Source organism: Allobosea sp. TAF32 (genome assembly GCF_052113585.1).
In the GTDB taxonomy this organism is placed as follows: domain Bacteria; phylum Pseudomonadota; class Alphaproteobacteria; order Rhizobiales; family Beijerinckiaceae; genus Allobosea.
This window is the reverse complement of record NZ_JBFRDM010000002.1, coordinates 210,850-234,989: the sequence shown is the minus strand read 5'-3', so window position 1 is coordinate 234,989 and position 24,140 is coordinate 210,850. Positions and strand designations below refer to the sequence as shown.

The window sequence follows — 24,140 nt, the reverse complement described above, 5'->3', positions numbered from 1 at the left end:
CTTGAGGACCATGTCGATGCTTTCGACCCTTGAACTCTCCCCGCAGACGCTCGATGCCGAGGCGCCCGTCCGGATCGCGGTGAAGAACCTCGATTTCTACTACGGCGAGCACAAGGCGCTGAAGAACATCAATCTCGATTTCCGCGACCGGCACGTCACCGCGCTGATCGGCCCGTCGGGCTGCGGCAAGTCGACCCTGCTGCGCATCTTCAACCGGATCTACTCGCTCTATCCGGAGCAGAAGGCCACCGGCGAGATCATGCTCGACGGGCGCAACATCATCTCGAACGATGTCGATGTGAACGAGCTGCGCTCGCGCGTCGGCATGGTGTTCCAGAAGCCGACGCCCTTCCCGATGTCGATCTACGACAACGTCGCCTTCGGTATCCGCCTCTACGAGAAGCCGCCGAAGTCCGAGCTCGACGACCGCGTCGAGGGCGCGCTGCGCCGTGCCGCGCTCTGGGACGAGGTCAAGGACAAGCTGAAGAGCTCCGGCATGGGTCTCTCCGGCGGCCAGCAGCAGCGCCTGTGCATCGCGCGAACCATCGCCCAGAAGCCTGAAGTGATCCTGTTCGACGAGCCGACCTCGGCGCTTGACCCGATCTCGACCGGCAAGATCGAGGATCTGCTGGAGCAGCTGAAGAGCGACTTCACCATCGCCATCGTCACGCACAACATGCAGCAGGCGGCCCGCATCTCGCAGTATACCGCCTTCATGTATCTGGGCGAGGTCGTCGAATTCGCGCCGACCAATACCATCTTCATGAACCCTGCCAAGAAGCAGACGCAGGACTACGTCACCGGCCGGTTCGGCTGAAGACCGGTTTCAAACCAGCAGCCCTCATCCTGAGGAGCCGCGCGAGCGGCGTCTCGAAGGATGGTCCAGGAGGCTCCGGAACCAACCGGAGCATCCTTCGAGACGCAAGCTTCGCTTGCTCCTCAGGATGAGGGCTGAGGGTTGAGCATGCCGACCTGAAAACGACGACGCTGCACCGGCGCTAATGATCTAGAGGACACGCCGCCCATGACCGACCACATCGTCCGCTCCTACGATACCGATCTCGAAGGCATCCGCCGCAGCCTCGCCGAAATGGGCGGCATGGCCGAGCGCATGCTCGGCGATTCGACCGTGGCGCTGGTGCGCCGGGACACCGGCCTTGCCCAGAAGATCATCACGGCCGACCAGCGCCTCGACAACCTCCAGCGGGACGTCGAGGAAAAGGCGGTACTGACCATCGCCCGGCGCCAGCCGCTCGCCAACGACCTGCGCGAGCTGATTTCGGCGATCCGCATCGCCGCCGATATCGAGCGCGTCGGCGATCTCGCCAAGAACATCGCCAAGCGCGCCGTCGCCATCGCCGGCCAGTTCCAGCCGCCGCACCGCGCCGTGGTCGGGCTCGAGCACATCAGCCGCCTGGTGCAGGCGCAGCTCAAGGACGTTCTCGACGCCTACGCTGCCGGCAACGAGCAGAAGGCGCTCGACGTCTGGCGCCGCGACGACGAGATCGATGCGCTCTACACCTCGCTGTTCCGCGAGCTCCTGACCTATATGATGGAGGATCCGCGCAACATCACCTTCTGCACGCATCTCCTGTTCTGCGCGAAGAACATCGAGCGCATCGGCGACCACACCACCAACATCGCCGAGACGATTCACTATCTCATCACCGGCGACTCGCTCGACGTGAACCGGCCGAAGCTCGACACGACCAATATCGAGGTCGAGGCGATCACCGGGAACTGAAGCAGATCATCATGGCCGCACGCATCCTGATCGTCGAGGACGAGGAGCCGCTAACCCTGCTGCTGCGCTACAATCTCGAGGCCGAGGGCTTCGAGGTCGACAGCGTCGCGCGCGGGGATGACGCTGAACTGCATCTGCGCGACCACACGCCTGATCTCGTGCTGCTCGACTGGATGCTGCCGGGCCTTTCTGGCATCGAACTCTGCCGCCGCTTGCGTTCGCGACGCGACACCGAACGCGTGCCGATCATCATGCTGACGGCGCGCGGCGAGGAGACCGAACGCGTCCGCGGGCTCGCGACTGGCGCGGACGACTATGTGGTGAAGCCCTTTTCGTTGCCAGAGCTGATCGCGCGCATACAGGCGCTGCTGCGCCGCGCCAAGCCGGGCCATGTCGCGGGGCTGCTCGCCGCCGGCGATCTCGAACTCGATCGCACGACCCGGCGCGTCCGCCGTGCCGGCAGCGAGCTGCATCTCGGCCCGACCGAGTTCCGGCTGCTCGAGTTCCTGATGCAGGCGCCCGGCCGCGTCTATTCGCGCGCTCAGCTCCTCGATGCCGTCTGGGGCCGCGACGTCTATATCGACGAGCGCACCGTCGACGTTCATGTGGGCCGGCTGCGCAAGGCGATCACGCCGGCCAATACCAAGGATCCGCTGCGCACCGTGCGCGGCGCCGGCTACGCCTTCGACGAGACTTTTGCGCGCAGCTGAGCGGCGCTCCAGCTCTCCTCCTCATCGCAACTGGCGGTGAACCTTGCCTGCTCGCTCGCGTTGATCCTGAAAGTCAGCGCGAGCCAGAGGAGGTCGCCGTGAGCAAGATGCCGCCCATCCCGCCGGCCAATCGAAGCGACAAGGGCCCGGGCGAGCCGGATCATGCCGAGCGCGATCTGCGCAGCGCCAGAGGTGGCGAGCGCCGACCGAGCCAGCCTGATCAGCAGGGCCAGCAGGGCAATACACGCATCAACACGACCCATCAGGGTCTGCAACAGGATCGTTGAGAAGGTTGCCGAACGTCGACCTCGACCAAGGCGCCGCAGACCATCCGGCACGGCGGCCCCGGCTCATCGCATGAGAACGCGAAGAAGCCGCCGGACATCCGCTTGCCGATGACAACCGGCGGCACGCTCGCGTTTCGGGTGGCGGCGGCGAACGCGACAGCCACCACTCGCATGATCCGGCGCGCAAGGGAGGCAAGGCGCCATGAGAACCGGCCTTCAGGTCGATCCCCTGAAGGGCGACGGCAGGCGCTTCAGCCCTCTCGGTGGAAGAGGCGGCGCAAGCTGTGCTTGGCCGCTTCCAGAGTCCTGCGGCGCTCGGCCGGCAGTTTCCGGCCGGCGCGGTTGATGTAGAAGGTGAGCATCGACATCGCCGAGCGATAGGGGCCCGATTTGCGCCGGCGGCTGTGCTCGGCCGACCGCTTCAGCGAGCGCGCGATCTGGCGCGGATCGCCACGCGTGAACACGGCTTTCTCGAAATCGAGCGCGTTGCTCCGGCTGGTGATATCGGCCGACCATCTGTGCTTGTGGACGGGCATGGCGTCCTCCTGTCGGTCAGGCGTTTGGTCCGCCCTCGATGTCGCCGGCCCAGGTCAATGCGGTCTCGTACTCCTCCGGCTTGAAGGTGCGGACAGTCACGAAGGGGATCGCCGGATTGAGCAAGTCAACGAAGGCCGCAAGCCAGCCCCTGTCGGTGATCACCGCCTCGCGCGGGAAGCGTTGCAGCTCCCACAGCTTGCCGAGGCTGTAGCGCGCATCCTTCCAGGCGGCAGCCAAGGTCATATCGGTGAAATCGGTGAGGTCGGCGAGGATGCCGACTTTCTCGTGTCGTGCGAGCTTCGCGTCGATATCGGCCATGATCCCGTCGAGATCGTCGCTGGTCAGCGTCTGCGACAGGCGGTAGGCGCCGACATGGTCCGGTGCGGGCAGGATCGTTAACATGACTCCTCCTTGATCCAGACAACGCGGGGCAAGAGCGGATGTTTCGCCCGATGATCAGGCGGCTGAGGATCCACGGGTGGCGGCATCGAACCGCGCGGCTTCGGAGCGCAGCCAGCCGACGAATTCATCGAGGCCGGGGCGTTGCGGCTGGCCCAACGGGCGGATGAGCCAGCAGCCCGTAGCGCTGGTGAAGCCGAGTCCGAGCGGGTTGACGAGCGCGCCCGAGGCCAACTCGTCCGCCACGTAACAGCGCGGCGTCAGCGCGACCCCCAACCCCGCCACGGCGGCGCTGATGATGACGGAATAGTAGCCGTAGCGCACAGTATGCTCCGGCACCGCGCCGCGCAGGTCGTGGGTCTCGGTGAACTCGGCCCAGAAGGTCGGCATCTGGAAGTGCTGCAGCAGCGTCATCTTCTGAATGTCGGCGGGGCGGCGAAAGCCGCCCATGCGCTCGACGAGGCCGGGCGCGGCGACGAGGGCGACATCGCGGCCGAAAAGATAGTGGGCCTCCCTGTCGGGCCAGGGGGGGACGCCGTGAGAGATCTCGATATCCGGCTCCTCGGTCTCGCTCTCGCTCACATAGTTGGTGAACTGGACGTCGACACCGGGATGCGCCGCCGCGAAGGCGGGAAAGCGGGCCATCAGCCAGCGCTCACCCGCGATCGCGATCATGTGCAGGCGGATCGGCCGGGCAATGGCGCTGCGCTCGGCGAGGCGCCTGGCACCTCGCTCCATCTGCTCCAGCGCGGCTTCGGCATAGGGCAGATAAATCGCTCCGGCCTCGGTGAGCTTGAGGCCGAGCGGGCTACGGTCGAACAGCACCGTGCCGAGGTGGTGCTCCAGCGACAGGATCTGCTTTGAGACGGCACTCTGGGTCAGGTTGACGACCAGGGCGGCGCGGGCGGTCGAGCCCAGGCGCGCAACCGTGGTGAAGGCCCGCAGCGCGGTCGATGACGGCGGAGCCCGGCCGGCGGCCATGGGGTATTCCTTTTTAGACTATCTCTGCGGAGATCGTTTCGTTTGCCGGGCTTTCGGTCAAGAGGTCATTCTTCCCTAACGGGAGGAGCCAGCATCATGAACCAGACGACCCGCCTGTGGGGCGGACGCTTCCGCAAGCCGCCGGATCCGCGGCTGATGAAGCTGTCGAGCGCGGCCAGCGAGCACGCGAGGCTGGTGCCGCAGGATGTCGCGGGCGGCAAGGCGCATGCGGCCGAACTGGCCCGCGCCGGGCTGCTGACGGCGCAGGAGCTCGACACCATCCTGACCACGCTCGATGCGATCGCGCAGGATACGGTCGAGGGGCGGATCGCTCCAGGCCCGCAGGACGAGGACGTTCACACTTTCATCGAGCGCATCCTGACCGAGCGGATCGGCTCGACCGGCGCCAAGTTGCGTGCCGGACGCTCGCGCAACGACCAGGCCGCCAACAACCTCAAGCTCTATCTGCGGGCCAAGTCGCGATCGCTGGCGGGCATGCTGGCCGAGCTGCTGACCGCGATCGCCGACCAGGCCGAGTTGCATGCAGCCTCGGTCAGCCCCGGCTTCACGCATCTCCAGAGCGCGCAGCCGGTCACCTTCGGCCATTGGCTGATGGCGCACGGCCAGGTGCTGATGCGCGACGCCTCTCGCCTGACCGACTGGGAGAAGCGCTCCGGCCAATCTCCGCTCGGGGCGGCGGCGCTTGCCGGTTCCGCGATCACGCTCAATCCCGAGCTCAGCGCCAACGCGCTCGGCTATGACGGGCCGTTCGAGAATTCGGTCGACGCGGTCGGTGCGCGCGACCATGTCGCGGAGTTCCTGTTCGTCGCGGCCATGCTGACGACCAACCTGTCGCGTCTCGCCGAGGAGGTGACGCTCTGGGCCTCCAGGCAATTCGCCTGGGTGACGCTGGACGACGCCTTCGCCACCGGCTCCTCGATCATGCCGCAGAAGAAGAACCCGGACATCGCGGAAATCTCGCGCGGCCGGGCGGCACGACTGACCGGCGACCTCGTCGCCATGCTCGGGGCGTTGAAGGGGCTGCCGCTTTCCTATAACCGCGATCTCGCCGAGGACAAGCGCGCCGCTTTCGACGCCGTCGACGTGCTGGAAGAGGTGCTGCCGGCCTTCGCGGGGCTGATCGCCAGCATGAGCGCCGACGCCGGGACGATGCGCGCTCAGGCCGGTTCCGGCTTTGCGCTGGCGACCGAGGTGGCTGACTATCTCGCCCGCAACGGCGTGCCTTTCGCCGAGGCGCATGAGATCACGGGGGCGCTGGTGCGCTATTGCGAGGAATTGGGCCGGGAGCTGGAGTCGCTCGACGCTGTCGATCTCAGGGCGGTCGATCCGCGCCTCGATGCCGGCGTGCTCGACCATCTGACGCTCGACGCCGCGGTCGCTGCGCGCAGCGGCCATGGCGGCACGGCGCCCGACCGCGTGCGCGAGCAGATCGACCGCTTCCGCGGCAAGCTCGCCGCCCTCGAAACCTGGAGCCGGGAGACGGGCCGATGAGTGCCGCCACCTCGCCGATCAGCAGCCGCGATCTCGCCCACGTCTCGCATCTCAGGATCGTGCCGCGGCGCTTCTACGGGCGCTGGGTCGCCTCGGCGATCATCCTCGCCATCCTCGCCTGGCTGGTGATGGCCTTCGTCGAGGGCGACATCGCCTGGCCGGTGGTCCGGCAGTTCTTCACCGCGCCCGCCATCATCGCCGGCCTCGGCAACACGCTGATCATGACGGTCTGTGCGATGACGCTCGGCGTCGTGCTCGGCGTGATCTTCGCCATCATGTACATGTCGCCGAACCCGGTGCTGCGCAGCGTGGCGCTGTTCTATATCTGGTTCTTCCGCGGCACGCCGCTGCTGCTACAGCTCCTGATCTGGTTCAATCTGGCGCTGGTCTTCCCGACCATCGGCATCCCCGGCCTGTTCTCCTGGCGCACGATCGACATCATCGGGCCGTTCATGGCAACGCTGCTCGGGCTCGGCATGAACCAGGGCGCCTATACGGCGGAGGTGGTGCGCGGCGGCATCCTCTCCGTCGACCAGGGGCAGACCGAGGCCGCCAAGGCGATCGGCATGACCCGGCTGACGACGCTGCGCCGGATCGTGCTGCCGCAGGCGATGCGCGTCATCATCCCGCCGGTCGGCAACGAGGTGATCAGCATGGTCAAGCTGACCTCGGTGGCGAGCGTGATCCAGTACGCCGAGATCCTGCGCAATGCGCAGACGATCTACTATGCCAATGCCCGGGTCATCGAGCTGCTGATCGTCGCTGCCGGCTGGTATCTGCTCGTGGTGACGCTGCTGCAGATCGGACAGTATTTCCTCGAACGTCACTTCTCGAAGGGGCGGGGAGGGCGGCGCACCAAGCGCGCGGCGGTGCAGGAGCAATCGGCATGAACGCGACGGCGAACACGGCCATGAGCGACAACGCGATCGTCACGATCGCGAACGTCAGCAAGTTCTTCGGCGAGTTGAAGGCGTTGAACGACGTCTCGCTCTCGATCGAGCCCGGCATGGTCCAGTGCATCATCGGGCCGTCGGGCTCGGGCAAATCGACGCTGCTGCGCTGCATCAACCAGCTCGAGAAGATCGATCAGGGCGCGATCCGCGTCGATGGCGAGCTGATCGGCTATCGCCGCGTCGGCGACGAGCTGCACGAGCTGAACGATGTCGAGATCGCGCGCCAGCGCCTCGTCACCGGCATGGTGTTCCAGCGCTTCAACCTGTTCAACCACATGACCGCGCTGCAGAACATCATCGAGGGGCCGCTGACCGTGCTGAAGCGGCCGCGCAAGGAGATCGTCGCCGAAGCGACGGCGCTGCTGGAGCGGGTCGGGCTCGCCGAGAAGCGCGATTCCTATCCGAGCGAGCTTTCGGGCGGGCAGCAGCAGCGCATCGCCATCGCACGGGCGCTGGCGATGAAGCCCAAGCTCATGCTGTTCGACGAGCCGACCTCGGCGCTCGACCCCGAGCTCGTCGGCGAGGTGCTGGGCGTGATGCGCGATCTTGCGGCCTCCGGCATGACCATGATCGTGGTCACGCATGAACTCGGCTTCGCCCGCGAGGTGGCAGGCGACGTCGTGTTCATGGACAAGGGCGAGATCGTCGAGCAGGGTCCGCCACAGACCGTTCTCGTCGCGCCCAAGCAGGCGCGCACGCGCGACTTCATCGCCGCCGTCCTGAAGTGACGGCTGCGGAAACAGTTCACTAGAGGGAGAGACCCATGCTTCGTTTGACCATTGCCGCGGCCCTGCTCGCCGGCACCGCGCTCGCCGCGCAGGCCCAGGCCCTGCCGGACCGCATCAAGACCGCCGGCAAGATCGTGATCGCGACCCAGCCGAACTATCCGCCGATCGCCTACAAGGACGTGGCGACCAACCAGCTCGCCGGCTTCGACATCGAGCTGGGCGAGGCCATCGCCAAGGAGCTCGGCCTCAAGGTCGAGTGGCAGGAGACCGCCTTCGCCCAGATGCTGCCCTCGCTGCAGACCGGCCGCGTCGATGCGGTGATGGCTGGCATGAGCGACCTGCCGGCGCGGCGCGAAAGCGCCGATTTCGTCGATTACATGGATTCCGGCGCGCAATTCTACACGGTCACGGCCTTCAAGGACGCGATCAAGACCCCGGAAGACCTGTGCGGCAAGAGCGTCGGCGCCAGCCGCTCGACCAACTGGCCGCGCCAGATCGGCGAGTGGAGCGAGGCGAACTGCGTCGCCAAGGGCAAGCCGGCGATCAACGTGGTCGGCACCGAGGGCTCGGTCGACGCTCGCACCCAGCTCAAGACGCAGCGCCTGCAGGGCGGCGTCCAGGGCAGCGAAACGATGAGCCATTTCCAGAAGCTCGAGCCCAACACCTATATCCCGCTGGGCAAGCCCTTCACCCACTCGCTCGCCGGCATTCCCTTCGCCAAGACGGCTGAGGGCACGCAGTTGCGCGACGCCGTCAAGGCGGCGCTGGACCGCCTGCAGGCGAACGGCACCTATGACGCGCTGATCCAGAAGTACGGTCTGCCCGACAACGCGATCAAGCCGATCACGGTCAACAAGGGCGAGTAAGCCGCCTTTTGATCGGGGGCGCAGCAGCTCTGGCGATCTCGACGACAATCATCCCGGCCGGGTCCGCCCGCGCCGGGATTTTCGTATCGGCCGCCCCGCCGGCTCATCCTCGCCTGGCATCGGATGGGCTTGCCCGGGCGGCCGCGCTGCCGTAACCCGGTCAGGTCTATCCTGGATCGCCCCCCGCACGCCGCCATGTCAGCCTCGATTACCGACCGTTACGCCGCCCTGGTCGAGGCGGGCGCCATCGAGCGCGATCCGGCGCAGGTGGCGGCGGTGAAGAAGCTGGAGGCGCTGACGGAGACGCTTGCCGCCCGCCGCCTCGCCCGCAAGGGCAGCGCGCTGGGGTGGCTCTTCGGCAAGAAGCCGGATACTGCGCAGGCGCCGAAGGGGCTCTATATCTGGGGCTCGGTCGGCCGCGGCAAGACCATGCTGATGGACATGTTCTTCGAGGCCGCGCCGGTGAAGCGCAAGCGCCGGGTGCATTTCCACGAATTCCTCGCCGACGTTCACGTTCGCATCAACGCCTACCGACAGAAGATCAAGAGCGGCGAGGTCAAGGATTCCGATCCGATCGCGCCGGTTGCCGCCGATCTCGCTGATGACGCCTATCTGCTCTGCTTCGACGAGTTCACGGTCACCGACATTGCCGATGCGATGATCCTCGGGCGCCTGTTCACGGCGCTGTTCGCAGCCGGGATCGTCGTGGTCGCGACATCGAATGTCGAGCCGTCGCGGCTCTATGAGGGCGGCCTCAACCGGGCGCTCTTCCTACCGTTCATCGCGCTGCTGCAGACCAAGGTCGAGGTGCTCAAACTCGATTCGCGCACGGATTTCCGGCTGGAGAAGCTCGGCGGCGCGCCGGTCTACCATGTGCCCGCCGATGCGAAGGCCAGGGCCGCCCTCGATGCGGCCTTCAAGGCGCTCTCGGGCGTGGCGCACGGGCACCGGACGGCGCTGCCCGTGCAAGGCCACGAGCTTGTCCTGCCGCAGGCGGCGGGTGGCGTGGCCCGGGCGGGTTTCGGCGATCTGTGCAGTCAGGCCTATGGCGCCTCCGACTACATCGCGCTGGCGCAGCGCTTCCACACGCTGGTACTCGACGATATTCCGATCCTCAATTTCGATCGGCGCAACGAGGCCAAGCGCTTCATCATCCTGATCGACACGCTCTATGAGCACCATGTGAAGCTCGTCGCTTCGGCAGCGGCCGAGCCGCATGAACTCTACCATGCGAGGCAGGGGCGCGAGGCCTTCGAGTTCGACCGCACGGTCTCGCGGCTGATCGAGATGCGCTCGGAGGATTATCTGGCCCTCCCGCATGGCAGGCCGGACTCGGCGGCGAGCGGCGACACCACCGGGCTGGTAGAGACCTGAACATGCCCCAGCGCGAACCGAGCGAGACCCGCATCCTTTCGGTCGCCAGCGAGCATCTGCGCAAGTTCGGGCTGAAGCGCTTCACCGTCGTCGCCGTGGCGGAAGAGGCGGGCATGACCCATGCCAATGTCTACCGCTACTTTCCCTCCCGCGTGGCGCTGATCGATGCCGTCGTCGATGTCTGGCTGAAGGCGACCGAGCGCAGGCTCGCCGACGTCGCCGACGGCCCCGACCCGGCCGACGACAAGCTCGAACGCCTGATCCTGGCGCTGGCCAAGGCCAATCGCGACCTGTTGCAGGAGGACCCGCATCTCTTCGCGGCGCTGTCGCTTGCGGTCGCCAAGCGTCATGCCATCAGCCGGCGCAACCGCACGCGGGTGAGGGCTCTGTTCGAGCGCGTCGTCGACGAGGGGGTCGCGACGGGCGTCTTCGAGCCGCGCGACCGCGAGCGCGCCGTCGCCTTCGTCATCGATGCGACGAACCGCTTCATTCATCCCGCCTCGCTGGCGCTGGAAGCCGACGTGCCGCAGGCCTCGGTGGATACGCGGCTGTCCACCCTGATCCGGGTGATCCTGCGGGTGCTCGGCAGCGGGATCGTGTGAATAATCTGGTTACGAATTACAATATGTGTATGTTGTAACTTGTGGCCTTTGTCCCAAATGGAACCGAGCGCGCGAAGCCTTCTCCGATAAGTCGTTGAAAAATCGAGCTTGGCGCTGCGCTACCGTCCGGTCTGCCTGCAATGCCCGAGAAAAGCCGCTTTTTGGGCAAGGGTTGCGGCAAAAGCCCGGTTTGGGCCAAAGGAACGCACGCTTCGGCCGGCCCGCCGGCCAGTCGCAGAGCCAAGGCATTGTGGATGTCGAAGCCGGCAGCGGCCGGTCTCGATGGTAGCGCCAGAAACAAAAGGACTAGGCAATGGCCCGTAAGAAGATCGCCCTCATCGGCTCCGGCCAGATCGGTGGCACGCTCGCCCACCTCGCCGGCCTCAAGGAACTGGGGGACGTCGTCCTGTTCGACATCGCCGAGGGCATCCCACAGGGCAAGGGCCTCGATATCGCCGAGTCCGCTCCGGTCGACGGCTTCGACGCCGGCTACAAGGGCACGAACTCCTATGAGGACATCAAGGGCGCCGACGTCGTGATCGTCACCGCCGGCGTGCCGCGCAAGCCCGGCATGAGCCGCGACGACCTGATCGGCATCAACCTGAAGGTGATGAAGTCGGTCGGCGAGGGCATCAAGCAGTACGCGCCGAAGGCCTTCGTGATCTGCATCACCAACCCGCTCGACGCCATGGTCTGGGCGCTCCAGAAGTTCTCCGGCATCAAGCCGAACATGATCTGCGGCATGGCCGGCGTGCTCGACTCCGCCCGCTTCCGCCACTTCCTCGCCGAGGAGTTCCAGGTCTCGGTCAAGGACGTCTCGGCCTTCGTGCTCGGCGGCCATGGCGACGACATGGTGCCGCTGGTCCGCTACTCCGGCGTCGCCGGCATCCCGCTGCCGGACCTCGTCAAGATGAAGTGGACGACGCAGGAGAAGCTGGACGCCATCGTCGAGCGCACCCGCAAGGGCGGCGGCGAGATCGTCAACCTGCTCAAGACCGGCTCGGCCTTCTATGCGCCGGCGGCCTCCGCCATCGCGATGGCGGAGAGCTACCTCAAGGATCAGAAGCGCGTCCTGCCGGCCGCGGCCTATCTCAAGGGCCAGTACGGCGTGAAGGACATGTTCGTCGGCGTGCCGGTGGTCATCGGCGCCAAGGGTGTCGAACGGGTCGTGAAGATCCGCCTCAATGGCGCCGAGAAGGAGATGCTGGCGAAGTCGGTCGCCTCGGTGCAGGGCCTGGTCGACGCCTGCAAGGGCGTCGACGCGTCGCTGGCCGGCTAAGGCGAGCGATGCGCCGGGCGCAGGCACATAGGCAGCAGACTATCGGGGGACGGCTGCGGCCGTCACCCGAGGTGCAGCACCTTCTTGACCATGTGGGTGAAGGAGCCGCGGCTCTTCTTGCGCTCGACGTCGGCCTGGCTCCGGAGCCAGGTCATCTGGACGACGCGCCGCTCGCCGACGAAGGATGTGTGCCCGTGCCAGGAGTTGTCCGCGCGACGGAACGCGAAGAGCGAGCCGGTGACCGGGCTGATCTCCTCCTTCATGTTCTCGAAGTCGGTGCCGTTGTAGAGCACCCGCAGGCGTCCGGCGGGCGAGTCCTGCCAGGCGTCGTTGAGGTAGACCAGCAGGGTCGCGATCTTCGATTCGCTGTCGGTGTGGATGCGTCCATCCTTCGCGGCGGAGACCTTGCGGATCGTGATCATCTTCGGCTTGTCGACGAGGTCGATGTCGAGCTTCTCGGAGACGATCTCGGACATCTCCCGGCCCTTCATCTCTTCGAGGAGTTTCGCGAAGGCGCCATGCCGGTCGAGATCTTCCTCGGGATGGTAGCCCGATTCACGGATGTCGGGGAAATCGCTGCGCAAGCTGTCGACAGCGCCCGGCAAGATGACGTTGCCGGCGACCAAGTAGTTGTAGGGTTCTCGCTCGGTGCGCGCGGAGCGAACGGAATCGATGTTGATGCAGGAATACGACATCGGCATAGGTTGATCCTCCAGTCAGATCTTCAGTCTGATTGCTCCGTCCTATCATCGAAATCCTCGGCCACGCAATCGGCCGCGAGGGGCGCTCGCGCCGGGGTTTCGCCGTCTTCGATCCGATGGGGTACGGTGCCCGGTTCCGGCCCTTCATTTTCCAAAGCCCAGTCAGGAGCTACCGGATGAATATCCACGAATACCAGGGCAAAGCCATCCTCAAGGAGTTCGGCGCGCCCGTTTCGGCCGGCTTCCCGGCACTAACGGTGGCGGAGGCGGTCGAGGCCGCCAAGAAGCTGCCGGGGCCGCTTTACGTGGTGAAGTCGCAGATCCACGCCGGCGGCCGCGGCAAAGGCAAGTTCAAGGAACTGCCCGCCGAAGCCAAGGGCGGCGTGCGCCTGGCCAAGTCGGTCGAAGAGGTCGAGTCCCACGCCAAGGAAATGCTCGGCAACACGCTGGTGACCGCGCAGACCGGCGAGACCGGCAAGCAGGTCAACCGCCTCTATATCGAGGACGGCTCGGACATCGAGAAGGAGTTCTACCTCTCGGCGCTGGTCGACCGCGAGACCTCGCGCGTTGCCTTCGTCATCTCGACCGAAGGCGGCATGGACATCGAGGCTGTGGCTCATGACACGCCCGAGAAGATCGAGACCTTCTCGGTCGATCCCGCGACCGGGATCATGCCGCATCACGGCCGCTCCATGGCCCGCATCCTCGGCCTCTCCGGCGACCTCGCCAAGCAGGCCGGCACCGTTCTCAGCCAGATCTATGCGGCGTTCATCGCCAAGGACATGGACATGCTGGAGATCAACCCGCTGATCGTGACGACGCAGGGCCAGATCAAGTGCCTCGACGCCAAGATCTCGTTCGACTCCAACTCGCTCTACCGCCATCCCGAGATCGTTGCGCTGCGCGACATCACGGAAGAGGATGAGAAGGAGATCGAGGCCTCGAAGTACGACCTCGCCTATATCGCGCTCGATGGCACGATCGGCTGCATGGTCAACGGCGCCGGCCTCGCCATGGCGACGCTCGACATCATCCAGCTCTATGGGGAAAGCCCGGCGAACTTCCTGGACGTCGGCGGCGGCGCCTCGGAAGAGAAGGTGACGGCGGCGTTCAAGATCATCACTGCCGATCCGAAGGTGAAGGGCATCCTGGTCAACATCTTCGGTGGCATCATGAAGTGCGACGTCATCGCGCGCGGCGTCATCGCCGCGGTGAAGGCGGTCGGCCTTCAGGTTCCGCTGGTCGTGCGCCTCGAAGGCACGAATGTCGAGGAAGGCAAGACGATCATCCGCGACTCCGGCCTCAACGTCATTCCCGCCGATGACCTCGACGACGCCGCGCAGAAGATCGTCGCCGCGGTCAAGAAGGCCTGAGGAGCAGACATGTCCATCCTGATCGACAAGAACACCAAGGTCATCACCCAGGGCTTCACCGGCAAGAACGGGACCTTCCACTCCGAGCAGGCGATCGCCTACGGCACGCAGATGGTCGGCGGCACCTCGCCGGGTAAGGGCGGCTCAGTCCATCTCGGCCTGCCCGTCTTCGACACGGTCGCCGAGGCCCGCGACAAGACCGGCGCCACCGCCTCCGTCGTCTACGTTCCGCCCCCGGGCGCCGCGGACGCGATCTGCGAGGCGATCGACGCCGAGATCCCGCTGATCATCTGCATCACCGAGGGCATCCCGGTGCTCGACATGGTCAAGGTCAAGCGCTCGCTCTCGGGCTCGAAGTCGCGGCTGATCGGGCCGAACTGCCCGGGCGTCGTCACGGCGGGCGAGTCGAAGATCGGCATCATGCCGGCCAACATCTTCAAGCCCGGCTCGGTGGGCATCGTCTCGCGGTCGGGCACGCTGACCTATGAGGCGGTGTTCCAGACCACCCGCGAGGGCCTCGGTCAGACGACCGCGGTCGGCATCGGCGGCGACCCGGTCAAGGGCACCGAGTTCATCGACATGCTCGAGATGTTCCTGGCCGACGACAAGACCGAGTCGATCGTCATGATCGGCGAGATCGGTGGCTCGGCCGAAGAGGACGCGGCCCAGTTCATCAAGGACGAGGCGAAGCGCGGCCGCAAGAAGCCGATGGTCGGCTTCATCGCCGGCCGCACGGCTCCTCCCGGCCGCCGCATGGGGCATGCCGGCGCGATCATCTCGGGCGGCAAGGGCGGCGCCGAAGACAAGATCGCGGCGATGGAAGCGGCCGGCATCCGGGTCTCGCCCTCGCCGGCGCGCCTTGGAAAGACCTTGGTCGAGGTGTTGAAGGGCTGAACCCCTGAAGCCTCGCCGGCGCACGTCATGGTCGGGCTTGCCCCGACCATCTCGTCCCGGAGGAGGCGACGGCAAAAACGGCATGAGATGGTCGGCTCAAGGCCGACCATGACGGCAAATTAATGGATGTCCGGGCAAGGGTTCGGACATGTCGCAAGCGGTGAAGGAAGGCAGGAGCATCATGGCTCGCCAGGATATCAACGAGGCTCTCGCACAGACCGGGTTCCTCTACGGCGGCAACGCGGCCTATATCGAGGACCTCTACGCCCGCTACGAGGCCGACCCCAAGTCGGTCGACGAGCAGTGGCAGAGCTTCTTCGGCGCGCTGCAGGACGACAAGCAGTCGGTGCTGGAGAACGCCAAGGGCGCCTCCTGGAAGAAGCCGAACTGGCCGGTCGTCGCCAATGGCGAGCTGATCTCGGCGCTCGACGGCAACTGGGCCGTGGTCGAGAAGGTCGTCTCCGACAAGCTCGGCGCCAAGGCAAAGGCCGCCGGAACGGTGCTCTCGCCGGCCGATGTCCAGCAGGCGACCCGCGATTCCGTGCGCGCGATCATGTTGATCCGCGCCTATCGCATGCGCGGCCATCTCCATGCCAAGCTCGACCCGCTTGGCATCGAGAGCCGCAACGATCGCGAAGAGCTGTCGCCGACCGCCTTCGGCTTCGGCGAAGCTGATCTCGACCGCAAGATCTTCATCGACAACGTGCTCGGCATGGAGTTCGCCACCGTCCGTGAGATGGTCGCGGTGCTGCAGCGGACCTATTGCGGCACGGTCGGCATCGAGTTCATGCACATCTCCGACCCCGAGCAGAAGGCCTGGCTGCAGGAGCGGATCGAGGGGCCGGACAAGGAGATCGCCTTCACCAAGGAAGGCAAGAAGGCGATCGTCAACAAGCTGGTCGAGACCGAGGGTTTCGAGAAGTTCCTCGACCTCAAATTCACCGGCACCAAGCGCTTCGGTCTCGACGGCGGCGAGGCGCTCGTTCCGGCGCTGGAGCAGATCATCAAGCGCGGCGGCGCGCTCGGCGTGCGCGACATCGTCTTCGGCATGGCCCATCGTGGCCGCCTCAACGTGCTGACCCAGGTGCTCGGCAAGCCGCACCGCGCGCTCTTCCACGAGTTCAAGGGCGGTTCCTTCGCGCCTGATGACGTCGAGGGCTCGGGCGACGTGAAGTACCATCTCGGTGCCTCCAGCGACCGCGAGTTCGACGGCAACAACGTCCATGTCTCGCTGACCGCCAACCCCTCGCATCTCGAGATCGTCGACCCCGTCGTGCTCGGCAAGGTGCGCGCCAAGCAGGATCAGTTCGGCGACATCGTCGAGCGTTCGAAGGTGCTGCCGCTGCTGATCCATGGCGATGCGGCCTTCGCCGGCCAGGGCGTCGTGGCGGAATGCCTCGGCCTCTCCGGGCTGAAGGGCCATCGCACCGGCGGCTCGCTGCACTTCATCATCAACAACCAGATCGGCTTCACCACCTATCCGCGCTATTCGCGCTCCTCGCCCTATCCGTCCGACGTGGCGAAGATGGTCGAGGCGCCGGTCTTCCATGTGAACGGCGACGACCCGGAAGCAGTGGTCTTCGCCGCCAAGGTGGCGATCGAGTTCCGGCAGAAGTTCCACAAGCCGGTCGTGATCGACATGTTCTGCTATCGCCGCTTCGGCCATAACGAGGGCGACGAGCCGGGCTTCACCCAGCCGCTGATGTACCGCAAGATCCGCGGTCACAAGACCACGCTGGAACTCTACGCCGCCAAGCTCGAGGCCGAGGGCGTCATCAACGCCGGAGAGCTCGACGAGATGCGCGCGGCCTGGAAGGCCAAGCTCGAGGTCGAGTTCGACGCCGGGCAAGCCTTCAAGCCGAACAAGGCCGACTGGCTCGACGGCCGCTGGGCCGGCATGAAGGCGATCCGCGCCGATGAGGACGATCCGCGGCGCGGCGCCACCGGCGTGCCGGCGGCGGTGCTCAAGGAGATCACCGAGAAGATCACGGCGGTTCCGGCCGGCTTTAACGTGCATCGCACGATCCAGCGCTTCCTCGACAATCGCAAGAAGGCGGTCGAGGCGGGCGAGGGCATCGACTGGGCGACCGCCGAGGCGCTGGCCTTCGGTTCGCTGCTACTCGACGGCAACCCGGTCCGTCTCTCCGGGCAGGATTGCGAGCGCGGCACCTTCTCGCAGCGCCACTCCGTCCTGATCGACCAGGAAACCGAGGCGCGCCACACCTCGCTGAACCATATCCGCGAGGAGCAGGCCCGCTACGAGGTTATCAACTCGATGCTCTCGGAAGAGGCGGTGCTCGGCTTCGAATACGGCTACACACTGTCGGAGCCGAACGCGCTGACGATGTGGGAGGCGCAGTTCGGCGACTTCGCCAACGGTGCGCAGGTGGTGTTCGACCAGTTCATCTCCTCGGGCGAGCGCAAGTGGCTGCGCATGTCCGGCCTCGTCTGCCTGCTGCCGCATGGCTATGAAGGCCAGGGGCCGGAGCATTCCTCCGCCCGCCTCGAGCGCTTCCTGCAGATGTGCGCCGAGGACAACATGCAGGTCGCGAACTGCTCGACGCCGGCGAGCTACTTCCACATCCTGCGCCGTCAGCTGAAGCGCGACTTCCGCAAGCCGCTGATCCTGATGACGCCGAAGTCGCTGCTGCGCCACAAGCGCTGCGTCTCCGACCTCGGTGAACTGGCCGAAGGATCGACCTTCCACCGCGTGCTGCATGATGACGCCGAGCGCGGCAAGTCGACCACCAAGCTGGTCAAGGACTCGAAGATCCGCCGCGTCGTGCTCTGCACCGGCAAGGTCTATTACGATCTGCTGGAGGAGCGCGAGAAGCGGGGTGTCGACGACGTCTATCTGATGCGCGTCGAGCAGCTCTATCCGTTCCCGCTGAAGACGCTGGCGCAGGAGCTCGCACGCTTCAAGGCCGCCGACGTGGTCTGGTGCCAGGAGGAGCCGAAGAACATGGGCTCCTGGACCTTCGTCGAGCCCTATCTCGAATGGGTCCTCGGCCATGCCGGCTCCAAGTCGAAGCGGCCGCGCTATGTCGGCCGCCCGGCCTCGGCCGCGACCGCGACCGGCCTGATGTCGAAGCACACCGCGCAGCTCAACGCATTCCTCGACGAGGCCTTCGCGGCCTGATCAACCCCCGGCGGCACCGCTTCGGTGTTGCCGGGTTCGATGCCGCATCGGCGCCTGAAGGCCGCTCCCGGGCTTCAGCCGATGCCGAACCGACCGCCAGAGAACGAGACAACAGAGGCCTGACATGGCGACCGAAATCCGCGTACCCACCCTCGGCGAATCCGTTTCCGAGGCCACGATCGGCAAGTGGTTCAAGAAGCCGGGCGAGGCGGTGAAGGCCGACGAGCCTCTCGTCGAGCTGGAGACCGACAAGGTGACGCTGGAGGTCAATGCCCCGGCCGCCGGCGTGCTCGGCGAGATCGTCGCCAAGGAAGGCGAGACGGTCGGCGTCAACGCGCTGCTCGGTTCGATCGCCGATGGCGGCGCTGCCGCCGCTGCGGCGCCCGCTCCCAAGGCGGAGGCCAAGCCCGCCGCTGCCGCTCCGGCCGCCGAGGCGCCGAAGGCGGCTGCGACCAAGGCTGCGGATTCCGGCCCGGCCGTGGCGCGCCTCGCCGCCGAGAGCGGCATCAACGCCTCGTCGGTCCTGGCTTCGGGCAAGGATGGCCGCGTAACCAAGGGCGACATGCTCGCCGCGATCGCGACCGGCGTCGGCGCCGCGCCTGCGGCGGCTCCCGCCCCGGTTCAGGTCCGCGCTCCGTCGGCGCCGGACGACGCCTCGCGCGAAGAGCGCGTCAAGATGACGAAGCTGCGCCAGACCATCGCGCGCCGCCTCAAGGAGGCCCAGTCCAACGCCGCGATGCTGACGACCTTCAACGAGGTCGACATGACCAACGTCATGGCGCTGCGCAACCAGTACAAGGACGTGTTCGAGAAGAAGCACGGCGTGAAGCTCGGCTTCATGGGCTTCTTCGTGAAGGCCTGCGTCCAGGCGCTGAAGGAGATCCCGGCTGTGAATGCCGAGATCGACGGCACCGACATCATCTACAAGAACTACTACCACATCGGCGTCGCCGTCGGCACCGAGAAGGGCCTGGTGGTTCCGGTGGTGCGCGATGCGGACATGCTGTCGATCGCCGGTGTCGAGAAGAAGATCGGCGAGTTCGGCAAGAAGGCCCGCGATGGCCAGCTCAAGATCGAGGAGATGCAGGGCGGCACCTTCACGATCTCGAACGGCGGCGTCTACGGCTCGCTGATGTCGACTCCGATCCTGAACGCGCCGCAATCGGCGATCCTGGGCATGCACAAGATCCAGGAACGTCCGGTCGTCGTGGGCGGCAAGATCGAGATCCGCCCGATGATGTATCTGGCTGTGAGCTACGACCACCGCATCATCGACGGCAAGGAAGCGGTGACCTTCCTCGTCCGCGTCAAGGAAGGCCTCGAAGACCCGGCGCGCCTCGTGCTGGATCTCTGAGACCGGCCAACATGATGATCCCGGCAAAGCTCGTCTCCGGCGGCCTTGCCCTGGCCGGGATCGTCAATCTGCTACCTCTCATGGGCGCAGCCGGCGTCGACTGGCTGCGCTCTCTCTATGGTTTCGAGATCACCTCGCCCGATCTTGAGATACTGCTGCGACATCGCGCGGTTCTGTTCGGAATTCTGGGGCTGTTGCTGCTTGCGGCGGTGGTCCGTCCCGGGCTGCGCGGTGCGGTGGGACTTGCTGCCGCGGCAAGCATGGCGAGCTTCATCGCGATCGCGCTGATGGTCGGTGGCTATGGACCCGCCATCACGAAGATCGTGTATGCTGACATCATTGGCCTCGCAGCCCTCGTACCAATGGGGCTGTCACGGTTTGCGCCGCCGCATCGATGATCGGGGTGATGCGGCGTGGTGGTACGATCTGATCTGATCGTTCAGCCCGGGCAGGGGACGGCACATGGCTTTCGGACCCAATCCTCCATCGATCCAGCCACATCTTTGCGTCAGGGGCGGTGCTGACGCGATCGCCTTCTATGAGAAGGCTTTTGATGCCGAATGCACCTTCAAGGCGTTGGCCGAGGACGGCGTCAGACTGATGCATGCCAATCTCGCCCTGTTTGGCGGCGAGATCATGCTGCATGACGAGTTCCCCGAATTCGGCGGCCATGTCACGGCGCCGACGAGCCTGAAGGGCACGGGCGTCGCCATCAGCATCAACCTGCCCGCGCCGGCTGATGTCGACGCTGCCCTCGCGAAAGCCGAGGCCGCCGGCGCCGACGTGTTCATGCCGGCGAGCGACGTGTTCTGGGGCGCCCGCTATGGCCGCCTGCGCGATCCCTTCGGCCATGTCTGGGCCTTCAACGCGCCGCTATAGCCGATACCGAGCCTTTGCTTGGCCGGCCGGATTGGCCTCAGCCGGACAAGCTGTCATCCTCCTCTTCCCCAGGCTGGAGGGAGCCATGACAGCACTTCCCATGACCACTGAAATCACCGTTCTCGGCTGGAGCGTGGTGCTCCTGCTCGTGCAAGTCGTTCTACAGGCGGGGACATCCGCCGATCTCGGGCCCGGCTATCTCTTCAGTCCGCGCGATGAGCGGCGTGAGCCGCAGAACATCGTCTCGCGGCGGCTCAAGCGGGCGCTCGACAATCTGCTCGAAACCTATCCGGCCTTCGTCGCGCTGGCGCTGGCGCTCACGATCACCGGCAAGGCGGGCGGCAGCGCCGCCACGGGCGCCTGGATCTATCTCGCCGCGCGGGTGGTCTATGTCGCACTCTATGCTGCCGGCGTCCCGGTGCTGCGCACCCTCGTCTGGGTCGCCTCGTTCGTCGGTCTCGTCATGATGCTGTCGCGCCTGCTGGGCTGAACGGACGGCGCGCGGCAGCGATGGCGGCCGCGCCCCGCGACGCTATTTCACGACCATCGCCGAGAAGGGATGGACATAGGCCTGCAGCATCACGAAGCCGCCGACCAAGCTCGCCAGCGCGATGGAGTGCCAGAAGACGAAACGCAGGATGACGCCCTCGTGGCCGAACCAGCCGGTCGCCGTGGAGGCGACGACGATCGATTGGGCGTCGATCATCTTGCCCATCACGCCGCCGGAGGAGTTCGCGGCGCCCATCAGGATCGGCGAGAGGCCGAGCTGCTCCGAGGTGACCCTCTGGAGATTGCCGAAGAGCACGTTCGAGGCGGTGTCGGAGCCCGTCAGCGCGACGCCGAGCCAGCCGAGCAGCGTGCCGAAGAAGGGATACAACACCCCCGTTCCGGCGAAGGCGAGGCCGAGCGTGGCGTCTATGCCGGAGAGCCGTGTCAGCGTGCCGATCGCCAGCATGGCGGCGATGGTGATCAGCGAGTAGGCGCAGAGCCGGATCGTCTTGCCATAGACCGAGATCATCCTGCCGGGGCCGAAGCCCATGGCGAAGCCGGAGAGGATCGCCGCGATCAGCATGCCCGAGCCGGTATAGGAGAGCCAGGTGAAGGAGAAGATGGCTCCTTCTGGCGTCGGTTTGGCCGCGACGGGCGCGACCTTGTTGATCATGTTGTGCAGATCGGGAACGGCGTAGTTCCAGGTCGCCCAGGGATTGACCGCGTTCTTGAACCAGCCCGTGCCCCAGATCAGCAGGATCACGCAGACGATGATCCAGGGCATCAGCGCCATCCAGACTTGCGACGAGCTCGGCCTCGCCGCGGCGGCGGGCGGCGTCAGGCTGCCGTCGTCGGAGACGTCGTGGCCGCGCAATTTGGGTGAGATCCAGACCTCCCTTGGCTTCCAGATTTTCAGGAAACCGATCAGGCAGGCCATCGAGATGAGCGAGGCGCCGATATCGACGATCCAGGGATTGATGAAGTTCGAGATCAGGAATTGCGGCACGGCGAAGGAAACGCCGGTGACGAGGACTGCCGGCCAGATCTGCAGCATACCGCGCCAGCCGGCGAAGACGCAGATCAGCCAGAACGGCACCAGCATGGAGAAGAACGGCAGCTGCCGCCCGACCATGGCGCCGAGCAGGAAGGGATCGATGCCGGTGACCTGGCTCAGGCCCTGGATCGGCGTACCCAGTGCGCCGTAGGCGACGGGCGCCGTGTTGGCGATGAGCGAGAGGCCCGACGCGGCCAGCGGCGAGAAGCCGAGCCCTATCAGGATCGCACCGGTGACGGCGACCGGTGTGCCGAAGCCGGACGCGCCCTCGAAGAAGGCACCGAAGGCGAAAGCGATCAGCAGGAGCTGGATGCGCCGGTCGTCGGTGACGCCGCCGATCGTGGTCTGCAAGGTCTTGAAGGCGCCTGTCTCGACCGTCAGCCGATAGAGGAAGATGACGTTGAGGACGATCCAGCCGATCGGGAAAAAGCCGGTGACGGCGCCGAGCACCGTGGCGCGCAGGGACATGCCGGCCGGCATGGTGAAGATAAAGATCGCGACGAGATTGGCGACGATGAGCGCGATGACGGCGGCGATATGCGCCTTGACGACGTTGGAGGCGATGAGGCCGAGCAGAACGGCGACAGGTAGCACGGCTGCGAGCGTCGACAGGGCGCTGTTGCCGAATGGATCATAGACCTGATTCCACATGACGGCGTGCTCCTCCAGTGGGCTCACCTGCATTGCGCTTCAGCGAATGGCGTTTCTTCCTTTTGTCGCGATTGTGCGCAGTAAGCGCTCATAGGTGAGCCGCGACAAGCACCGCGACATGCTGTCGACGCATGAATGACGTAGCGCTTGCTGCGGAACCGATGTATTCCGGCCGCCATCCGCCGCGGCGTTCGCTCGCGGCCTCTCAGCGGATCAGCGGAAGGACGTCATGGCCTACGATCTCGTCGTCATTGGAACCGGCCCCGGGGGCTATGTCTGTGCCATCCGTGCCGCCCAGCTCGGCCTCAAGGTCGCGGTGGTCGAGAAGCGCAAGACGCATGGCGGCACCTGCCTGAATGTCGGCTGCATCCCGTCCAAGGCGCTGCTGCACGCCTCCGAGATGTTCGAGGAAGCCGGCCACACCTTCGAGAAGCTCGGCGTCGTCGTCGGCACGCCGAAGCTCGATCTCAAGGCAATGATGGCCCACAAGCAGGAGACTGTCGACGCCAACGTCAACGGCGTCGGTTTCCTGCTCAAGAAGAACAAGATCGAGGCCTTCCACGGCACGGCCTCGATCCCGGCCGCCGGCAAGGTCGTCGTCACCGCCGAGGACGGCAAGACGCAGGAGCTGGAGACCAAGAACATCGTCATCGCGACGGGGTCGGAGTCGGCGCCGCTGCCGGGCGTCGAGATCGACGAGAAGACGGTGGTCACCTCGACCGGCGCGCTTGAGATCGCTTCCGTTCCGAAGGAACTGGTCGTGGTCGGTGCCGGCGTGATCGGCCTCGAGATCGGCTCGGTCTGGGCCCGCCTCGGCGCCAAGGTCACGGTGGTCGAGTTCCTCGACCGTATCCTGCCCGGCATGGACGGCGAGGTCGCCAAGCAGTTCCAGCGCATCCTGGAGAAGCAGGGCTTCACCTTCCAGCTCGGCTCCAAGGTCACCAAGGTCGACGTGGCCAAGAAGGGCGGCGCGACCGTCACCGTCGAGCCCGCCGCCGGCGGCGAAGCGAGGACGCTCAACGCCGATATCGTGCTGGTCTCGATCGGCCGCCGTCCGAACACCGATGGCCTCGGCCTCGACAAGGCTGGTGTCGCGACGGACCGTGGCCGCGTCGTCATCGACGACCACTTCAAGACCAATGTCGCGGGCATCTACGCGATCGGCGACGTGGTGCGCGGGCCGATGCTGGCGCACAAGGCCGAGGATGAGGGCGTCGCGGTTGCCGAGATCATCGCCGGCAAGCACGGCCATGTGAATTACGACGCCATTCCCGGCATCGTTTACACGGCGCCGGAAGTGGCGGCGATCGGCAAGACCGAAGAAGAGCTGAAGGCGGCCGGTGTCGCCTACAAGATCGGCAAGTTCCCGTTCACGGCAAATGGCCGCGCCCGCGCCATCCGCCACACCGACGGCTTCGTGAAGGTGCTGGCCGACGCTGCGACCGACCGCGTGCTCGGCTGCCACATCATCGGGCCGCATGCCGGCGACCTGATCGCCGAGGTCACGGTGCTGATGGAGTTCGGCGGCTCGGCCGAGGATCTCGCCCGCACCTGCCACGCGCACCCGACACTGGCCGAGGCGGTGAAGGAAGCCGCGCTCGCCGTCGACAAGCGCCCGATCCATATGTGATCGG

The 24,140-nt window shown here is 66.0% G+C and carries 24 protein-coding genes; 19 read left to right on the top strand and 5 right to left on the bottom strand.

Annotated features, from left to right (window positions below):
- Positions 1–10: 10 nt before the first annotated feature.
- The 4 genes from pstB to AB4Z16_RS05690 all read left to right on the top strand — a co-directional run bounded on the left by pstB (position 11) and on the right by AB4Z16_RS05690 (position 2,741).
- A complete protein-coding gene (gene pstB, locus AB4Z16_RS05705; protein WP_441510373.1) occupies positions 11–817 on the top strand; it encodes a phosphate ABC transporter ATP-binding protein PstB in 807 nt (268 codons plus the stop codon).
- Positions 818–1,024: 207 nt separating this feature from the next.
- Positions 1,025–1,744, top strand: a complete 720-nt coding sequence (gene phoU, locus AB4Z16_RS05700; protein WP_441510372.1) for a phosphate signaling complex protein PhoU — start codon at positions 1,025–1,027, stop codon at positions 1,742–1,744.
- Between the two features lie 11 nt (positions 1,745–1,755).
- Entirely contained in the window at positions 1,756–2,454 is a 699-nt protein-coding gene (gene phoB, locus AB4Z16_RS05695; protein ID WP_265050013.1) for a phosphate regulon transcriptional regulator PhoB, read from the top strand.
- 107 nt (positions 2,455–2,561) lie between these two features.
- Positions 2,562–2,741 carry a hypothetical protein gene (locus tag AB4Z16_RS05690; protein ID WP_441510710.1) on the top strand — a complete coding sequence of 60 codons (180 nt, stop codon included), beginning with the start codon at positions 2,562–2,564 and terminating at the stop codon, positions 2,739–2,741.
- Positions 2,742–2,992: 251 nt separating this feature from the next.
- Here AB4Z16_RS05690 and AB4Z16_RS05685 read toward each other — a convergent pair whose 3' ends face one another.
- Genes AB4Z16_RS05685 through AB4Z16_RS05675 form a run of 3 tightly spaced genes read right to left on the bottom strand, consistent with a single transcriptional unit; the run spans position 2,993 to position 4,658 of the window.
- Positions 2,993–3,277 carry a DUF3175 domain-containing protein gene (locus AB4Z16_RS05685; protein WP_441510371.1) on the bottom strand — a complete coding sequence of 95 codons (285 nt, stop codon included), beginning with the start codon at positions 3,275–3,277 and terminating at the stop codon, positions 2,993–2,995.
- 16 nt (positions 3,278–3,293) lie between these two features.
- Entirely contained in the window at positions 3,294–3,680 is a 387-nt protein-coding gene (locus AB4Z16_RS05680) for a SpoIIAA family protein (RefSeq protein WP_441510370.1), read from the bottom strand.
- Between the two features lie 54 nt (positions 3,681–3,734).
- Positions 3,735–4,658: a LysR family transcriptional regulator gene (locus AB4Z16_RS05675; RefSeq protein WP_441510369.1), complete on the bottom strand. Its 924-nt coding sequence runs from the start codon at positions 4,656–4,658 to the stop codon at positions 3,735–3,737.
- A gap of 96 nt (positions 4,659–4,754) precedes the next feature.
- Here AB4Z16_RS05675 and argH point away from each other — a divergent pair, with 96 nt between their 5' ends.
- The 7 genes from argH to mdh all read left to right on the top strand — a co-directional run bounded on the left by argH (position 4,755) and on the right by mdh (position 11,972).
- Positions 4,755–6,170 (top strand): argininosuccinate lyase, encoded by a 1,416-nt coding sequence (argH, locus tag AB4Z16_RS05670; RefSeq protein WP_441510368.1) that lies wholly within the window; start codon positions 4,755–4,757, stop codon positions 6,168–6,170.
- Complete coding sequence (locus AB4Z16_RS05665) at positions 6,167–7,060, top strand: amino acid ABC transporter permease (RefSeq protein WP_441510367.1); 894 nt, start codon at positions 6,167–6,169, stop codon at positions 7,058–7,060. Before argH ends, AB4Z16_RS05665 begins: the two co-directional genes overlap by 4 nt.
- A complete protein-coding gene (locus tag AB4Z16_RS05660) occupies positions 7,057–7,851 on the top strand; it encodes an amino acid ABC transporter ATP-binding protein (RefSeq protein ID WP_441510366.1) in 795 nt (264 codons plus the stop codon). Before AB4Z16_RS05665 ends, AB4Z16_RS05660 begins: the two co-directional genes overlap by 4 nt.
- A 35-nt stretch (positions 7,852–7,886) precedes the next feature.
- Positions 7,887–8,717 (top strand): ABC transporter substrate-binding protein, encoded by an 831-nt coding sequence (locus AB4Z16_RS05655; RefSeq protein ID WP_441510365.1) that lies wholly within the window; start codon positions 7,887–7,889, stop codon positions 8,715–8,717.
- Between the two features lie 195 nt (positions 8,718–8,912).
- Complete coding sequence (gene zapE, locus AB4Z16_RS05650; protein WP_441510364.1) at positions 8,913–10,091, top strand: cell division protein ZapE; 1,179 nt, start codon at positions 8,913–8,915, stop codon at positions 10,089–10,091.
- 2 nt (positions 10,092–10,093) lie between these two features.
- Complete coding sequence (locus tag AB4Z16_RS05645; protein ID WP_441510363.1) at positions 10,094–10,693, top strand: TetR/AcrR family transcriptional regulator; 600 nt, start codon at positions 10,094–10,096, stop codon at positions 10,691–10,693.
- A gap of 313 nt (positions 10,694–11,006) precedes the next feature.
- Positions 11,007–11,972, top strand: a complete 966-nt coding sequence (gene mdh, locus AB4Z16_RS05640) for a malate dehydrogenase (RefSeq protein ID WP_441472987.1) — start codon at positions 11,007–11,009, stop codon at positions 11,970–11,972.
- 62 nt (positions 11,973–12,034) lie between these two features.
- On the opposite strand, the gene AB4Z16_RS05635 is transcribed toward mdh, so the two are convergent.
- On the bottom strand, positions 12,035–12,673 hold the full coding sequence (locus AB4Z16_RS05635; RefSeq protein WP_441510362.1) for a 2OG-Fe(II) oxygenase: 639 nt from the start codon (positions 12,671–12,673) through the stop codon (positions 12,035–12,037).
- 176 nt (positions 12,674–12,849) lie between these two features.
- On the opposite strand from AB4Z16_RS05635, the gene sucC reads away from it, so the two are divergent.
- From sucC to AB4Z16_RS05600, 7 genes are all read left to right on the top strand, one after another.
- Entirely contained in the window at positions 12,850–14,046 is a 1,197-nt protein-coding gene (gene sucC / locus AB4Z16_RS05630) for an ADP-forming succinate--CoA ligase subunit beta (protein WP_441510361.1), read from the top strand.
- 9 nt (positions 14,047–14,055) lie between these two features.
- A complete protein-coding gene (sucD, locus tag AB4Z16_RS05625; RefSeq protein ID WP_441510360.1) occupies positions 14,056–14,940 on the top strand; it encodes a succinate--CoA ligase subunit alpha in 885 nt (294 codons plus the stop codon).
- A gap of 181 nt (positions 14,941–15,121) precedes the next feature.
- Positions 15,122–18,079 (top strand): 2-oxoglutarate dehydrogenase E1 component, encoded by a 2,958-nt coding sequence (locus AB4Z16_RS05620; protein WP_441510359.1) that lies wholly within the window; start codon positions 15,122–15,124, stop codon positions 18,077–18,079.
- 124 nt (positions 18,080–18,203) lie between these two features.
- Positions 18,204–19,433 (top strand): 2-oxoglutarate dehydrogenase complex dihydrolipoyllysine-residue succinyltransferase, encoded by a 1,230-nt coding sequence (gene odhB, locus AB4Z16_RS05615; protein ID WP_441510358.1) that lies wholly within the window; start codon positions 18,204–18,206, stop codon positions 19,431–19,433.
- Between the two features lie 11 nt (positions 19,434–19,444).
- Positions 19,445–19,831, top strand: a complete 387-nt coding sequence (locus AB4Z16_RS05610; RefSeq protein WP_441510357.1) for a hypothetical protein — start codon at positions 19,445–19,447, stop codon at positions 19,829–19,831.
- A 64-nt stretch (positions 19,832–19,895) separates the two neighbouring features.
- The gene (locus AB4Z16_RS05605; protein ID WP_441510356.1) at positions 19,896–20,312 is read left to right on the top strand and encodes a VOC family protein; all 417 of its coding nucleotides are present in this window, start codon (positions 19,896–19,898) and stop codon (positions 20,310–20,312) included.
- 85 nt (positions 20,313–20,397) lie between these two features.
- A complete protein-coding gene (locus AB4Z16_RS05600) occupies positions 20,398–20,802 on the top strand; it encodes an MAPEG family protein (protein WP_441510355.1) in 405 nt (134 codons plus the stop codon).
- Positions 20,803–20,844: 42 nt separating this feature from the next.
- On the opposite strand, the gene AB4Z16_RS05595 is transcribed toward AB4Z16_RS05600, so the two are convergent.
- The gene (locus tag AB4Z16_RS05595; RefSeq protein ID WP_441510354.1) at positions 20,845–22,506 is read right to left on the bottom strand and encodes an L-lactate permease; all 1,662 of its coding nucleotides are present in this window, start codon (positions 22,504–22,506) and stop codon (positions 20,845–20,847) included.
- A 229-nt stretch (positions 22,507–22,735) separates the two neighbouring features.
- On the opposite strand from AB4Z16_RS05595, the gene lpdA reads away from it, so the two are divergent.
- Positions 22,736–24,136 (top strand): dihydrolipoyl dehydrogenase, encoded by a 1,401-nt coding sequence (lpdA, locus tag AB4Z16_RS05590; protein WP_441510353.1) that lies wholly within the window; start codon positions 22,736–22,738, stop codon positions 24,134–24,136.
- Positions 24,137–24,140 lie beyond the last annotated feature (4 nt).